We start from the raw sequence: 14,415 nt of genomic DNA, 5'->3' as shown, positions 1-14,415 counted from the left end.
AACACCACCGAACAAACCCTCTGCACACTCTTCGCCGACGTCCTCGGACTCACCACCGTCACCATCGACGACCGCTTCTTCGACCTCGGCGGCCACTCCCTCCTCGCCACCAAACTGGTCAGCCGCATCCGCACCGCCCTCAGCACCGAACTTCCCATCCGGGCCCTGTTCGACGCCCCGACCGTCGCCGCCCTGGCCGCCGTCCTGCCCGCCTCCGGCACGGCCCGTCCGGCCCTGCGGCCCATCGACCGGCCCGAGCGCATCCCGCTCTCCCCGGCACAGCAACGCCTGTGGTTCATCGACCAGTTCGAGGGCCCCAACGCGCTCTACAACACCCCGTGCGCGGTGCGCCTGACCGGCCGGGTCGACGCCCCCGCCCTCCAGGCGGCGCTGACGGACGTCCTCGACCGCCACGAGGTGCTACGCACCGTCTACCCGACCACCGACGGCCAGCCGCACCAGCTGATCGTCGAGCGTCCCGAACTCCCGCTGCACACCGTGTCGGTGGCCACCGAGGAAGCGCTCCAGGACGCCCTGGCCGAGGCCGGCGGGGAGGTCTTCGACCTCGCCCACGACCTGCCCGTCCGCGCCACGCTGTTCTCCCTCCCGCACGACGAACACGTCCTGCTCGTCCTCATGCACCACATCGCCACCGACGGCTGGTCCGTCGCCCCGCTCCTGCACGACCTCGCCACCGCCTACGAAGCCCGCCTCGCCGGCACCGAGCCGCAGTGGGAGCCGCTGCCGGTGCAGTACGCCGACTACGCCCTCTGGCAGCACGAACTCCTCGGCACCCCGCAACAACCCACCACCCTGCTCACCGAACAACTCGCCCACTGGCAGCAGGTGCTGTCCGGCCTCCCCGAGGAACTGGCGCTCCCCTACGACCGCCCCCGCCCGACCGCGCCGACCCGTCGGGGTGCGGCGGTGGAACTGCACCTGGACGGCGAACTCCACGGCGCCCTGGTCGAGTTGGCGCAGCAGAGCCGAGCCAGCGTGTTCATGGTGATGCAGGCGGCACTCGCCACCACGCTGGGCCGCCTGGGCGCGGGCACCGACCTGCCGATCGGCACCGTCGTCGCCGGGCGCACCGACGAAGCGCTCGACGACCTGGTCGGCTTCTTCGTCAACACCCTGGTGCTGCGCACCGACACGTCCGGCGACCCGAGCTTCCGGGAGCTGCTGGAGCGCGTCCGGATCGGCACCCTGGACGCCTTCGGGCACCAGGACGTGCCCTTCGAGCGCCTGGTCGAGCTGCTCAACCCGGCGCGCTCGACGGCCCGACACCCGCTCTGCCAGGTGATGCTGACCTCCGGCGGCGACGCCGGAACGATCCGCCTCGGCGGCCTGCCGGGCCGGGTCGAGGCGCTGGATTCGGACCTCGCCAAGTTCGACCTGACCTTCGCCTTCAGCGAGGCCTTCGACCGCGACGGCGCCCCCGCCGGCCTGGAGCTGACGGTCGAGTACGCCGTCGACCTGTTCGACCGGGCCACGGCGGCGGCGACGGCCGCGCGGTTCGAGCGCGCCCTGCGCGCGGTGCTGGCCGACCCTGACCAGCGGGTGGGCCAGGTGGAAATCCTGGCGCCGGAGGAACGCCGACAGCTGATCACGGCCTGGAACGACACCGACCACTCCGTCGCCCCCGCCACCTTCCCGGCGCTCTTCCAGGCCCAGGCCGCCGCCCGCCCCGACGCCGTCGCGCTCGCCTTCGGCGCCGAGCAGCTCACCTACGCCGAGCTGAACGGACGCGCCAACCGCCTCGCCCGGCTGCTCACCGCACACGGCGCGGGCCCCGAGCGGTTCGTCGCGATCGCCCTGGAGCGCTCGATCGAGCTCATCGTCGCCCAGCTCGCCGTCCTCAAGGCCGGCGCGGCCTTCCTCCCGCTCGACCCGCGCTACCCGGCCGACCGCATCGCCTACATGCTCGCCGACGCCGCCCCCGTCCTGGTCCTCACCACCGGCACGGTGGCCGCCGGCCTGCCGGCCGACAGCGCCGTCCCGCGCCTGCTGGTCGAGGAGCTCGACACCTCCGGCCACCCGGCGCACGACCTCGCCGACGCCGAAACCGACGCCGAAACCGGCACCGAACCCGACGCCGAAACCGGCACCGCCACCACCCCCGACGCCGCCGCGTACGTCATCTACACCTCCGGCTCCACCGGCCGCCCCAAGGGCGTCGTCGTCCCCCACACCGGCCTCGCCGCCCTGGTCGAGAGCCAGCGCCAGAGCCTGGCCGTGACCCCGGACAGCCGCTACCTGCTGTTCGCCTCCCCCTCCTTCGACTCCGCCGTCGCCGAACTCAGCCTGGCCCTGCTCACCGGCGCCCGCGCCGTCCTCGCCGACGCCGACCAGCTGCTGCCCGGCCCCGCCCTGGTCGAACTGATCGCCGAGCAGGGCGTCACCCACGTCACCCTGCCGCCGACCGCCCTGGCCGTCCTGCCCCCCGACGCGCTCGCGCACGTCGAGACCCTGGCCGTCGCCGGGGAGGCCTGCCCGCCCGACCTCGTCGAGCACTGGTCCGCCCGCCTGCGGATGGTCAACGCCTACGGGCCGACGGAGTCCACCGTCTGCGCCAGCATGACCACCCCGCTGTCCGGCCGGATCGCACCGCCGCTGGGCCGGCCCATCCTGAACACCCGGCTGCACGTCCTGGACGCCGCCCTGCAGCCCGTCCCCGCCGGGGTCGTCGGCGAGCTCTACCTCGCGGGCGCCGGCCTGGCCAGGGGCTACCTCAACCGGCCCGGCCTGACCGCCGAGCGCTTCGTCGCCAACCCGTACGGCGCCCCCGGCAGCCGGATGTACCGCACCGGTGACCTCGCCCGCCGCCGGGCCGACGGCTCCCTGGAGTACCTCGGCCGCACCGACCACCAGGTCAAGGTCCGCGGGTTCCGCATCGAACCCGGCGAGATCGAGGCCGCCCTCGTCCGCCACCCCTCCCTCGCCCAGGCCTTCGTCCTGGTCCGCGAGGACCGCCCCGGCGACCGGCGCCTGGTCGGCTACGCCGTGGCCCGGCCCGGGCAGACGGTCGACCAGGCCCTCCTGCGGGCCCACGTCGGCACGACCCTGCCCGACTACATGGTGCCCTCCGCCGTCGTGGCCCTGGACGCCCTCCCCCTCACCGCCAACGGCAAGGTCGACCGCCGCGCCCTCCCCGCCCCCGACGCCGCCTGGCCCGGCGCCGGGCGGGCGCCCGGCACGCCGCAGGAGGAGGTGCTCTGCGGGCTGTTCGCCGACGTGCTCGGGCTCGAACGGGTCGGTGTGGACGACAACTTCTTCGAGCTGGGCGGGCACTCGCTGCTGGCCGCCCGGCTGGTCGCGGGGCTGCGGGAGCTGGTCGGCGCGGGCGAGGGGATCGGGGTCCGCACCGTGTTCGAGGCGCCGACCGTCGCCGGGCTCGCCGAGCGGCTCGCCCGGGGGCCGGGCGCCGAGAGCTTCCCCGTCCTGCTGCCGATCCGCACCCGGGGCTCGCGCCCGCCGCTGTTCTGCGTCCACCCGGCCGCGGGCATCAGCTGGGTGTACACGGGGCTGCTGCGCCACCTCGACGCCGAGCAGCCGATCTACGGCCTCCAGGCCCCGGGCCTGGCCGATCCGGGCCACCGCCCCTCCTCCGTCGCGGAGTTGGCGCGCGACTACCTCGCGCAGATCCGCGCCGTCCGCCCCGAGGGCCCGTACGCCCTGCTCGGCTGGTCCTTCGGCGGGGCCGTCGCCCACGCGATCGCCGCACTGCTGCGCGACCAGGGCGAGGAGGTCCGGCTGCTGGCCCTGCTGGACGCCTATCCGGGCGCCGGCGAGGCCGGGCCCGAGCAGTGGCGGGACGACCCGGAGCAACTGGCAGTGATCCTCGACTCGCTCGGCCACCCGGCCGGGGAGATCGGCGCCTGGCCCGAGGACGAGGACGGCTACGCCGAGCTGGTCCGGCACGGCGAGGGCCCGCTCGCGGGCCTCAGCGGCGCCGCGGTGGCCCGGGTGGTCGCGGTCTTCCAGGCCAACGCCGAGCTGGCGCACGCGCTCCCGCTGCCCGGCTACGACGGCGACGCGGTGGTCTTCACCGCCGCCAAGGACCGCCCTGCCGACGCCCCCGACCCGGACGGCTGGCGCCCCCACGTGGGCGGCCGGATCGACGTCCACGAGGTGCCGAGCACCCACGGCGCCATGACGGGCCCCGAGGCGCTCGCCGTCATCGGCCCGGTGCTCGCCGCCCGCCTGACCGACCGACCGGCCACCTGACCGCCTGACCGACCGGCCGCCGACCGGCCTCCTGACCCGCCGGCTTTCGCATCCCTTCCGACCGCAGGCCACCGACCTGCACCCACCGCGCGGGCCGCACCCGGCCCGCCCACCGAGAAACGGACACCACCATGACCACTGCCGCCATCCCCGACACCTGGCGCGGCGTCACCCCGTCGCCGATCACGTCGACCGACGCCTACAACGGCTTCATCGCCGCCAACGTGATCTTCGCGCTGGACCGGATCGGCGTGCTGGAGAAGCTCGGGCGCGGCGAGCCGCTCTCGGCCGTCGAGGCCACCGCCCAGGGCGGTGACACCGCCCGGACCGAGGCCGTCCTGCGCGCCGCCGCCGACTGCGGCTACGTCAAGGCCGACGGCGGCACCTACGTGCCCACCGAGGTGGGCCTCGAAGTCGCCGCCGCGCGCGGCTACTTCACCTGGGCCGTCGGCGGGTACCACGACGTGTTCGGCCGCGCCGGGCACCTGAGCGCGGGGACGCACCGCTACAGCGAGGACGTCCTGCGCGACGAGGCGATGGTCGCCCTCGGCTCCGCCCAGTGCGACCAGTCGCTGTTCGCCGCGCAGCTGACCGACGTGCTCTCCGGCATCGACTTCCGCACCATCGCCGACCTGGGCAGCGGCACCTCCGCCCGGGTGCGCCGGGTGGTCGGGCAGCGCGAGGGCACCCGGGGCCTGGGCATCGACATCAGCCGCCCGGCCACCGACATCGCCCGTCGCGACATCGTCACGGCCGGGATGCAGGACCGCGTCACCGCCGTCCGGGCCGACGTCCTGGGCCTGCTCGGCACCCAGATCGACAACGACGCCGAGGCCGCCGAGGTGGCCGAGGTCGACACCGTGATGAGCTTCTTCCTGCTGCACGACCTGCTGGCCGACCCGGCCACCCGCTCCTCGATCTTCACCCGGATGCGGGAGGCCTTCCCGAAGGCCCGCACCTTCGTGCTCGGCGACACCATGCTGCGCGGCCCGGGCGAGTCCCAGAGCGCCCTGCCGGTCTTCTCGGTCGGCTTCGAGCTGGCGCACGCGATGATGGGCGTGCCGCTGCACACCAAGGAGACGTACGAGGAGCTGTTCACCGACGCCGGACTGCGGATCGACCGCGTCGAGGCGCTGGCCACCCCGCACTCCTGGCTCTACGTCCTCCAGGCCGACTGATGGCCGCCGCCGCCAGACACCTGCTGGCGCAGAACGAGCACCCGGGCCCGCCGCTGCCGTCCGTCGTGGCCGCCCTGGCCGCGGCCGCCGGCGACCTGCACCGGTACCCGGACTTCCGCCCGCAGCGGATCGAGGGGATCATCGCCGACTGGCAGCGCGTCCCGGCCCCTCAGGTCGTGGTCGGCCACGGCTCGGCGGGCGTGGCGCTGGACCTCTTCCACGCCGTCGTCGGGCCCGGCGACAACGTGGTGCACTCGGCGCCCTGCTTCGACGCGTACCCGCTGTTCTGCGAGATCGCCCGGGCCGAGGCCCGGGCCGTCCCGCTCGGCCCCGACGCCCGGCACGACCTGGCCGCGATGGCCGATCGGCTGGACGAGCGCACCCGGATCGTCGTGCTGTGCAACCCGCACAACCCGACCGGCACGGTCTACTCCTGGGCGGAGCTGACGGACTTCTTCCGCCTGGTCCCGGCCACGGCGCTGATCCTGCTGGACGAGGCGTACGTCGACTTCGCCCGGGACTGGGCGGCCCCGGCGGTGCCGGACCGGATCGCCGAGTGGCCGAACCTGGTGGTGCTGCGCACCCTCTCCAAGTCGCACGGCATCGCCGCCCTGCGGATCGGCTACGCGCTCGCGGAGGAGTCCGTGGCCCAGCGGGTGCGGGACCACCAGGTCCCGTACGCGGTGAACCGGCTCCAGGAGGCGGGCCTGCTGGCCGCCGTCTCGGCCCAGGACGAGGTGGACCGGCGGATCGCCGAGATCGCCGCCGAGCGGGAGCGCCTGCGGGCCGAACTGCTGCGGCTGGGCTGGACGGTGGCGCCCAGCCTGACCAACTTCCTCTGGGTCGTCGCGCCGGGCGACCAGCTCCCCCTGCGGGCGGAGCTGGAGCGCCGAGGGGTGGCCGTCCGCTACTACCCCGGCCAGGGCATCCGGATCGCCGTCGGTGAGAAGGACGCCAACGACGCGGTGATCGAGGGCTTCACCGCCACCGCGCCCGCCGCTCCCTGACCGCACCCCGCGCCCGCGCATCCCGGCCGTCTCCGCACGTCCCAGCACGTCCCCGCACGTCCCCGCACGTCCCCGCGCACGGCGCGTGAGGGCGCACCGTCCGCGCCCCACGCGCCGAGCAGCCCAGCACCCTCAGCAACCCAGCACGCCCGGCACGCCCAGCACCCGAAGCGCCGTCGGCGCAGCGAAGGAACCGCGATGCACCCGCTGTTGGCCCGCCCGGAGTTCCGGCGCTACCTCGCCGGGCAGACCCTGTCCGTCCTCGGCGACAGCGCCCTCTCCATCGCCCTCGGCATCTGGGCCAAGGTGCTGACCGGCAGCAACTCCGCCGCCGGGCTGGTGCTGTTCTGCTTCGCCGCGCCGCTGCTGCTCCTGCCGCTGGGCGGCCTGCTCGCCGACCGGGTCCGGCGCAGACCGCTGCTGGTCGGCGTCAACCTGATAGTGGCAGTGGGGTTGACGCCCCTGCTGCTCGTCGACGGTCCGGACCGGGTCTGGATCATCTACTGCACGGCCTCGCTCTGCGGTCTCGCCGGGGCCGTGCTGGCCCCGGCGCAGAGCGCCCTGCTGCGGACGATCCTGACGGATCGTCAGGACTTCGGCGCGGCAGCCGGGTTCACCCAGAGCGCCCGGGCCGGCACCACGCTGGTCGCGCCGCTGCTCGGCTCGGGCCTCTACAGCTGGCTGGGCGGGCACGCCGTGGCGCTGGCCGACCTCGGCGTGCTGCTGCTGGCGGCCCTGGCCTTCCTCGGCCTGCGGGCGGACGAGCCCAGGCCGGAGCCCTCGGGCCTCCGGTGGCGCACCGATGTGCTGGCGGGCTTCGCCCACCTGCGCGGTGCGACCGGGCTGCGCCCGCTGGTGGCGGCCACCGCCGTCACGGGCTTCGTGCTGAGCCTGCTCCAGCCGGTGCTGTTCGCGCTGACCCAGCACGGGCTGCACCGCCCGCCGCAGTTCCTCGGCGTGCTGGAGACGACCGAGGCGGTCGGGGCGCTGGGCGGCTCGGTGGTCGGCGGTCTGCTGATCGGCCGGCTCGGACCGCGCCGGACGGTCATGGCGGGGTCGGTGGTGTTCGGCCTCGGCACGGTACTCCTGCTCGCGCCGTCCCTCCCCGTGGTGGCGGCCGGCCTGGTGATCGCCGGGGCGGGCATCCCAGCCGCCATGGTCGGCCTCGCCACGGCCGCCCAGGCGGCCACGCCGCCCCAGCTGATGGGCCGCGCCCAGGCGGCCGTCAACCTCTCGCTCACCGCCCCGCAGGCCCTCGCGGTCGGCGTCGGCTCCGGACTGGTGGCCGCCCTGGACTTCCGGGTCGTGCTGGCCGTGATGGTGCTCGGCGCCCTGCTCGCGGCCGCCCACCTGCTCGGCAAGCCCGAGGCCCCGACCGGGCCCGAGGCCCCCGCCGGCACCGAGACCTCCGCCGAGCCCGCGGCCCCCGAAGAGCCCGAGAGCCCCACCGAGCCCGGGAGCGCCCCGGACCTCCAGCGCACCTGATCGCCCGATCACCCTCGACACCTCCTCTCCTTCCTCACCAGAAAGCTCCTCAGATGACCGACCGCTCCTCGCCCACCACCGCCCCGCTCCCCGTCGAACTGGACCACGTCGAGTTCTACCTGTCCGACCTCACCGCCGAGACCGCCCGGCTGACCAGCGAGTACGGCTTCGAGCTGCTCGTCCCGCCCACCGAGCGCGGCGAGGCCGCCGAGCGCTGCCTCTCGGCGCTGGTCGGGCAGGGCACCATCCGGCTGCTGCTCACCCAGCCGCTGGCCGGCGGCCACCCGGCCACCGACTACCTGGCCCGGCACGGCGACGGCGTGGGCGCACTGGCCCTGCGGGTGCCGGACGCCGCCGACGCCTACCGGACGCTGACCGGCCGGGGCGCCGACGGCCTGCGCCCGCCGCAGGCCGCGCACGGCTGCGTCACGGCGGTGGTCGGCGCCTTCGGCGACGTGGTGCACACCCTGATCGAGCGCGGCCCCGAGGCCCCCGCCGACCGGATCCCCGGCCTGCCGGACGCCGCCCCGGTCACCGACACCGGCACGACGGGGCTGCGCTCCGTCGACCACTTCGCGGTCTGCGTCCCCTCCGGCGAGCTGCGCGAGACCGTCCGCCGGTACTGCGAGGTCTTCGGCTTCCGGATGATCTTCGAGGAGCGGATCGAGGTCGGCGCGCTCGGCATGGACTCGGCGGTCGTGCAGAGCGCCGACCACAGCGTCACGCTCACCCTGATCGAGCCGCTCAGCCCGGACGCGGGCGGCCAGATCGCCTCCTTCCTCGCCGACCACGGCGGCGCCGGGGTGCAGCACGTGGCCTTCTCCTCCGCCGACGCCGTGCACTCCGTCTCCGCGATGGCGGAGCGCGGCGTGCCGTTCCTGCGCACCCCGGGCGCGTACTTCGACGCGCTGCCCGCCCGTCTGACGCCACTGCGGCACTCGCTCGACCAGCTGCGCGCCCTGCACCTGCTGGTCGACCAGGACCACGACGGCCAGCTGTTCCAGATCTTCACCCGCTCCCAGCACCCGCGCGGCACCTTCTTCTTCGAGGTGATCGAGCGCATCCGGGCCCGCACCTTCGGCAGCAACAACGTCCGCGCCCTCTACGAGGCCGTCGAACTCCAGCGCAGCGCCAGCGAAGTGGCCGGATGAGCGCGCCGGCCCTGACCGGGCACCAGCCCTCCCCCGCCCCGTCGCCCTCCTCCCCGTCACCCTCCCCCCAGCCGCTCTCCGTCGCCGAGTACGCGGAGCCCGCCCGGGCCGTCCTCGCGCCCGAGGTCTGGGACTGGCTGGAGGGCGGCGCGGAGCGCGAGAGGACCCTCGCCGGCAACCGGGCGGCCTTCGACCAGCTGGCCCTGGTGCCCCGAGTGCTGGCCGACGTCTCCGCCTGCGACACCGCCACCACCCTGGTGCGCAGCCGCGCGACCCTGCCGGTGGCGGTGGCGCCCGTCGCGTACCACCGGCTGTTCCACCCCGAGGGCGAGCTGGCCTCGGCCCGGGCGGCGGCCGCGGCGGGGGTGCCGTTCACCGTCGGCACGCTCAGCAGCGTCGGCTTCGAGGAGCTGGCCGCGACGGGAGCCACGCTCTGGTTCCAGCTGTACTGGCTACGCGACCGGGGGCGGCTGCTCGACCTGGTCGCGGCGGCCGAGGCGGCAGGCAGCGAATGCCTGGTCGTCACCGCCGACGTGCCGTTCATGGGCCGCCGCCTGCGCGACGCCAAGAACGCCTTCGCGCTGCCCGCGGACGTCCGCGCGGTCCTGCTCGAAGACGGCGCCGCCGGGCGGGCCCACCAGGCGACCACCGCCGTCTCGGCCGTGGCCGCGCACACCGCCGAGCTGCTCTCCCCCGCCGTCACCTGGGCGGATCTCGCCTGGCTGCGCGAGCACACCAGCCTGCCGCTGATGGTCAAGGGGGTGCTCGACCCGGCGGACGCGGTGCGGGCCGCCGAACTCGGCGCCGAAGCCGTGGTGGTGTCCAACCACGGCGGCCGCCAGCTCGACCGGGCCGTCCCCTCGATCACCGCGCTGCCCGCCGTCGCCGAGGCGCTGGCCGGCCGCGACTGCCAGGTGCTGCTGGACAGCGGGGTGCGCGGCGGATCGGACGTGCTCACCGCCCTCGCCCTCGGGGCGTCCGGGGTGTTGCTCGGACGCCCGATGATCTGGGGCCTGGCGGCCCGGGGCGAGGCCGGCTGCGCCCACGTGCTCGACCTGCTGGCCGCGGAGCTGCGGCACGCGCTCGGCCTCGCGGGCTGCGCCGACCTGAGCGCGGCCGCCGCGCTGCGCACCACCCCCATGCCCTGCCCCACCTGGAGTGCACCGTGACCACCACCGCCCCACCCCGCGGCCTGCTGCGGGCCGACCTGCACCCCTCCCTCGCCGACCCGGCGATGACCTCGATGAACCTGCTCAACGAAATCTCCATCCGCTACCCGGAGGCGGTCTCCTTCGCCGCGGGCCGCCCGGCGGAGCAGTTCTTCGAACTCGACGCCGTCCACCGCCACCTGGACCGCTACGTCGCCCACCTGCGCGCCGAGCGCGGGCTCTCCGAGGAGGCGGCCCGGCGACAGGTGCTCCAGTACGGGCGGACCAAGGGGATCATCCACGAGCTGATCGCCACCCACCTCGCGGTGGACGAGGGCATCGAGGTGCCCGCCGAGTCGATCGTGGTGACGGTGGGCTGCCAGGAGGCGATGTTCCTGGTGCTGCGGGCGCTGCGCCGCGGCCCCGAGGACGTGGTGCTCGCCGTCTCGCCCACGTACGTGGGGCTGACCGGCGCGGCGCTGCTCGCCGACCTGCCGGTGCGGCCGGTGGCCGACGGCCCGGACGGCGTGGACCTCGCCGACCTGCGCCGCCAACTGGCCGCCGCCCGGGCCGAGGGGCTGCGCCCGCGCGCCCTCTACCTGGTACCGGACGTCGCCAACCCGAGCGGGGCCAGCCTGCCGCTGGAGCTGCGGCGGGAGCTGCTCGCCCTGGCCGCCGAGGAGGACTTCCTCCTGCTGGAGGACAACCCGTACTGCGTCTTCGCCGGCGAGGAGCGGCTGCCCTCGCTCAAGGCCCTGGACACCGAACGGCGGGTCGTCCACCTCGGCTCCTTCGCCAAGACGGCCCTCCCGGGCGCCCGGGTCGGGTACGTGGTGGCGGACCAGCCGGTGGCGGACGGCGCGGGCGGCACCGACCTGCTGGCCGACCTGCTCGGCATGATCAAGAGCATGACCACGGTGAACACCTCACCGATCGCCCAGGCCGTGATCGGCGGGGCACTGCTCGAACACGGCTACAGCCTGCGGGCCGCCAACACCGAGGTCGCCGCGCTCTACCGGCGCAACCTCGCGCTCGTCCTGGCAGGCCTGGCCCGGCGCTTCCCGCCCGGCAGCGGGGTGAGCTGGAACGAGCCGCGCGGCGGGTTCTTCTTGGTGGTCACCGTGCCGTTCGTGGTGGACGACGCGCTGCTCGAACTCTCGGCCTCGGAGTACGGGGTGATCTGGACCCCGATGTCGCACTTCTACCCGGACGCGGGCGGGGAGCGGCAACTGCGGCTCTCCGTCAGCCAGGTCGACCCGGACACCGTCGACCGCGGGCTGGACGGACTGGCCGCCCTGATCGCCGCACGGTCCTGATCTCCGTAAGGTCCTGATTTCCGTACGGTTTTGATCGCCACACGGTCCTGATCACCGTACGGTTTCGATCGCCGTACGGTCCTGACCTCGGAGGGGGCGCCCGCTCCGGCGCTCCCTCCTTGCCGGGCCCCGCGTCAGGGGCAGCGGTTCGGGCCCGGGTCGGCGATGCCGACGCTCCCGGGCGCCCGGTCCGCCGGCGTGGCGTCCTCGGACAGCATCTTGATCCGGACCTGCCGCACATACCGGTCCACCAAGTGGCGCAGCACGCTGACCGTGGCGGCGACGTCCGGCGCCGGAATGCCGTCCAGCGCATTGGCCAGACCGGCGATGTTGGCCTGTTTCAGACGGTTGAGCATCGCCCGCCCCTCGGCCGTGAGCGCCACCTGGCGGGCCCGGCGGTCCAGCGCGTCCGGAGTGCGTTCCACCAGTTGCTGGGTCTGCAGCCGGTCGATCTGCCGGGTGACGTGGGAGGGCTTGACCATCAGCCGGGCGGCCAGGTCGCCCACGCGGCTGACCTCCTCGGCCTCGGCGAGCGCGCGCAGCAGGTAGACGTCCGAGCGCGCCGCCGTGATGCCGGCCCGCGCCGTCTGGCGCTCGTGTTCCTGCGAGCGGGTCAGCAGGTAGGCCAGCGAGGCCAGCACCTCCTCCAGTTCGGAGGTGGCGGTCGGATTGTCTGTTGCGTCCGGCATGGGGGAACTGTAGCGACCCCGTTCGGGGAGTGGCTCCCCTCTCGACCACTGACCGGTTTCCAGACAGATTCGTTCGCCACCGGATGGGCCCTTTCGCCACCACTGACCGCGAGTTAGCGTGACGGTGAGTTAGTTGCTTAGGGCATGCAACGGTCCCGGGCGCTACCCCACGGCACCGCAGGCCCATCCGCTCGGCGCCACCGGCAAATCCGCTCCGCGAAGGGAGCCCATGATGGCCACCGCCGCTCACAACCCCCGGTTCACCCACCCCGCCGCCCGTGGCGGCTGCCCGTTCGACCCGCCGCCGGCCTACCAGCAGGCCCAGCAGGACGAACCGATCAGCCGGATCACCCTCTGGGACGGCGCCCCCAGCTGGCTGGTCACCCGCCACGACGACATCAAGGCCGTGCTCAGCGACGCCCGCTTCAGCTCGGACGCCGCCCGGCCCGGCTTCCCGTTCATCAGCGCCGGAGCCCGGCAGCTGAGCACCGGCCAGCGGACCTTCATCCGGATGGACGACCCGGAGCACGCCCACCTGCGCCGGATGCTCACCAGCGAATTCATGATCAAGAAGGTCGAGGCACTGCGCCCCGAGGTCCAGCGCATCGCCGACGAACTGCTCGACGAGCTGACCGCCGGCCGCAACTCCGGCGACCTGGTCCACGAGTTCGCGCTGCCGCTGCCGTCCCTGGTCATCTGCCTGCTGCTCGGCGTCCCCTACCAGGACCACGACTTCTTCCAGGAGTGCAGCCGGGTCCTGCTGCGCCGCGACTCCTCGGCCGAAGAGGTGCAGATCGCCCAGAAGAACCTGGTCGACTACCTGGTCAAGCTCACCGACTCCAAGCGCACCGAGCCCGACGACGGCATCCTCAGCCGCCTGGTCGCCCGCGGCGAACTGAGCACCGAGGAGATCGGCGCCATGGGCCGGCTGCTGCTGGTCGCCGGACACGAGACCACGGCGAACATGACCGCGCTCTCCATCCTGGCCCTGCTGCAGAACCCCACCCAGCTCGCCCACCTGCGCGAGCACCCGGAGTCGGTCGCCGGCGCCGTCGAGGAACTGCTGCGCTACCTCACCATCGTGCACTCCGGCCTGACCCGGGTCGCCACCGAGGACGTCACCGTCGGCGGCGTCCGGATCCGAGCGGGCGAGGGCGTGATCTGCATGATCAGCACCGCGAACCGGGACGAGCAGAAGTTCCCCGACGGCGACGAGCTCGACCTCTCCCGCGACGCGCGCCTCCACCTGGCCTTCGGCTTCGGCGTCCACCAGTGCCTCGGACAGCCCCTGGCCCGGCTGGAACTGCAGATCGCGCTGAACTCCATCCTGCAGCGACTGCCCGAACTGCGCCTGGCCGTACCGTTCGAGGAGATCCGCTTCCGGGGCGACATGCTCATCTACGGCGTCCACGAGCTCCCCCTCGCCTGGTAGCGGCCCCCGCGTCCGAACCGATCCTCCGAAAGGAAAGCCATGCTCATCCACATCGACCAGGAAAAGTGCTGCGGCGCCGGCCACTGCGTACTGGCCGCCCCCGAGGTCTTCGACCAGCGCGAGGAGGACGGCATCGTCATCCTCCTCGACGCCGCACCCCCCGCCGACCTCCACCAGGCCGTCCAGGACGCCGCCGCGGTCTGCCCGGCCGCGGCCATCCGCCTCGAACACCTGTAATCATCCCCACTCCCCAACCCGCCGCCGGGCGAAGACCCTGACCGCGCGTCGGGTCCGGCCGAACCGACCGGTCCCGACCGAGGCCGAACCTCGACATCCACGCCGTGGAACAATGGACGGACCTCGCGAGGGGAGGCGGCGAGCATCGAAGGAGCGGCGGGTTGGCAGGGCTGGTGACCGACTGGATCCGGGTTCCGGTGGGCGAGGACGCTTCGAGGTGGACCACCCGCGGTGGCTGCCGCCGGGTTCTCCTCGTCGTCCACAACGTGACCTCCGCGACCCGGCTCCTGGACGTCGTTCCGCTGTTCCGCGACGACCTCAGGATCCAACTGCTGGCCGCCTGCACGGGATCGTCCCCCTTCAGCGCAGGAGTCGCCGAGCTGCTGAGCTCCCTCGGGGTTCCGGTACTTCCGTGGGAGCAGGCCAAGCAGACACCCGTCGACCTCGCCCTGTCAGCCAGCTTCGGCGGTGAACTCTCCGTTTTCCAGGGGAAGTTGGTCGTCCTCTCGCACGGAGCCGGATACAATAAAAGGCTTGCGACACCG

At 74.0% G+C, this 14,415-nt stretch carries 10 protein-coding genes and 1 pseudogene; 10 read left to right on the top strand and 1 reads right to left on the bottom strand.

Going from position 1 to position 14,415, the window contains the following annotated elements; translation table 11 throughout:
* The 7 genes from AB0P03_RS38645 to AB0P03_RS38615 all read left to right on the top strand — a co-directional run.
* Window positions 1-4,227: amino acid adenylation domain-containing protein (locus AB0P03_RS38645; protein WP_363633376.1), on the top strand; the 4,227-nt coding region annotated here is incomplete at its 5' end.
* 131 nt (window positions 4,228-4,358) lie between these two features.
* The gene (locus tag AB0P03_RS38640) at window positions 4,359-5,405 is read left to right on the top strand and encodes a class I SAM-dependent methyltransferase (protein WP_363586159.1); all 1,047 of its coding nucleotides are present in this window, start codon (window positions 4,359-4,361) and stop codon (window positions 5,403-5,405) included.
* Window positions 5,405-6,412, top strand: coding sequence for an aminotransferase class I/II-fold pyridoxal phosphate-dependent enzyme (locus AB0P03_RS38635; protein ID WP_363586158.1), 1,008 nt, complete (start codon window positions 5,405-5,407; stop codon window positions 6,410-6,412). The genes AB0P03_RS38640 and AB0P03_RS38635 overlap by 1 nt, the downstream gene beginning before the upstream one ends.
* A 198-nt stretch (window positions 6,413-6,610) precedes the next feature.
* On the top strand, window positions 6,611-7,897 hold the full coding sequence (locus AB0P03_RS38630) for an MFS transporter (protein WP_363633374.1): 1,287 nt from the start codon (window positions 6,611-6,613) through the stop codon (window positions 7,895-7,897).
* Window positions 7,898-7,950: 53 nt separating this feature from the next.
* Window positions 7,951-9,048, top strand: a complete 1,098-nt coding sequence (gene hppD, locus AB0P03_RS38625) for a 4-hydroxyphenylpyruvate dioxygenase (protein ID WP_363586156.1) — start codon at window positions 7,951-7,953, stop codon at window positions 9,046-9,048.
* Entirely contained in the window at window positions 9,045-10,217 is a 1,173-nt protein-coding gene (locus AB0P03_RS38620) for an alpha-hydroxy acid oxidase (protein ID WP_363586155.1), read from the top strand. The genes hppD and AB0P03_RS38620 overlap by 4 nt, the downstream gene beginning before the upstream one ends.
* Window positions 10,218-10,282: 65 nt before the next feature.
* Entirely contained in the window at window positions 10,283-11,512 is a 1,230-nt protein-coding gene (locus AB0P03_RS38615; protein WP_363586163.1) for a PLP-dependent aminotransferase family protein, read from the top strand.
* A 134-nt stretch (window positions 11,513-11,646) separates the two neighbouring features.
* Here AB0P03_RS38615 and AB0P03_RS38610 read toward each other — a convergent pair whose 3' ends face one another.
* Window positions 11,647-12,201, bottom strand: coding sequence for a MarR family transcriptional regulator (locus AB0P03_RS38610; RefSeq protein ID WP_363633372.1), 555 nt, complete (start codon window positions 12,199-12,201; stop codon window positions 11,647-11,649).
* Window positions 12,202-12,433: 232 nt separating this feature from the next.
* Between AB0P03_RS38610 and AB0P03_RS38605 the strand changes: the two genes are divergently transcribed.
* From AB0P03_RS38605 to AB0P03_RS38595, 3 genes and pseudogenes are all read left to right on the top strand, one after another.
* Window positions 12,434-13,633, top strand: a complete 1,200-nt coding sequence (locus tag AB0P03_RS38605) for a cytochrome P450 (protein WP_363586153.1) — start codon at window positions 12,434-12,436, stop codon at window positions 13,631-13,633.
* 39 nt (window positions 13,634-13,672) lie between these two features.
* Entirely contained in the window at window positions 13,673-13,870 is a 198-nt protein-coding gene (locus AB0P03_RS38600; RefSeq protein WP_363586152.1) for a ferredoxin, read from the top strand.
* Between the two features lie 170 nt (window positions 13,871-14,040).
* Window positions 14,041-14,415 (top strand): annotated as a pseudogene (locus AB0P03_RS38595) (hypothetical protein); the annotation flags it as partial.

This window comes from Kitasatospora sp. NPDC088779 (assembly GCF_040685395.1).
Classification (GTDB): Bacteria; Actinomycetota; Actinomycetes; order Streptomycetales; family Streptomycetaceae; genus Kitasatospora.
This window is presented reverse-complemented; position numbering and strand designations above follow the sequence as displayed.

Coding starts and splice junctions, on each gene's coding strand:
- AB0P03_RS38640 (WP_363586159.1), top strand. CDS start 4,359: ATGACCACTGCCGCCATCCCCGACACCTGGCGCGGCGTCACCCCGTCG.
- AB0P03_RS38635 (WP_363586158.1), top strand. CDS start 5,405: ATGGCCGCCGCCGCCAGACACCTGCTGGCGCAGAACGAGCACCCGGGC.
- AB0P03_RS38630 (WP_363633374.1), top strand. CDS start 6,611: ATGCACCCGCTGTTGGCCCGCCCGGAGTTCCGGCGCTACCTCGCCGGG.
- hppD (WP_363586156.1), top strand. CDS start 7,951: ATGACCGACCGCTCCTCGCCCACCACCGCCCCGCTCCCCGTCGAACTG.
- AB0P03_RS38620 (WP_363586155.1), top strand. CDS start 9,045: ATGAGCGCGCCGGCCCTGACCGGGCACCAGCCCTCCCCCGCCCCGTCG.
- AB0P03_RS38615 (WP_363586163.1), top strand. CDS start 10,283: ATGACCTCGATGAACCTGCTCAACGAAATCTCCATCCGCTACCCGGAG.
- AB0P03_RS38610 (WP_363633372.1), bottom strand. CDS start 12,201: ATGCCGGACGCAACAGACAATCCGACCGCCACCTCCGAACTGGAGGAG.
- AB0P03_RS38605 (WP_363586153.1), top strand. CDS start 12,434: ATGGCCACCGCCGCTCACAACCCCCGGTTCACCCACCCCGCCGCCCGT.
- AB0P03_RS38600 (WP_363586152.1), top strand. CDS start 13,673: ATGCTCATCCACATCGACCAGGAAAAGTGCTGCGGCGCCGGCCACTGC.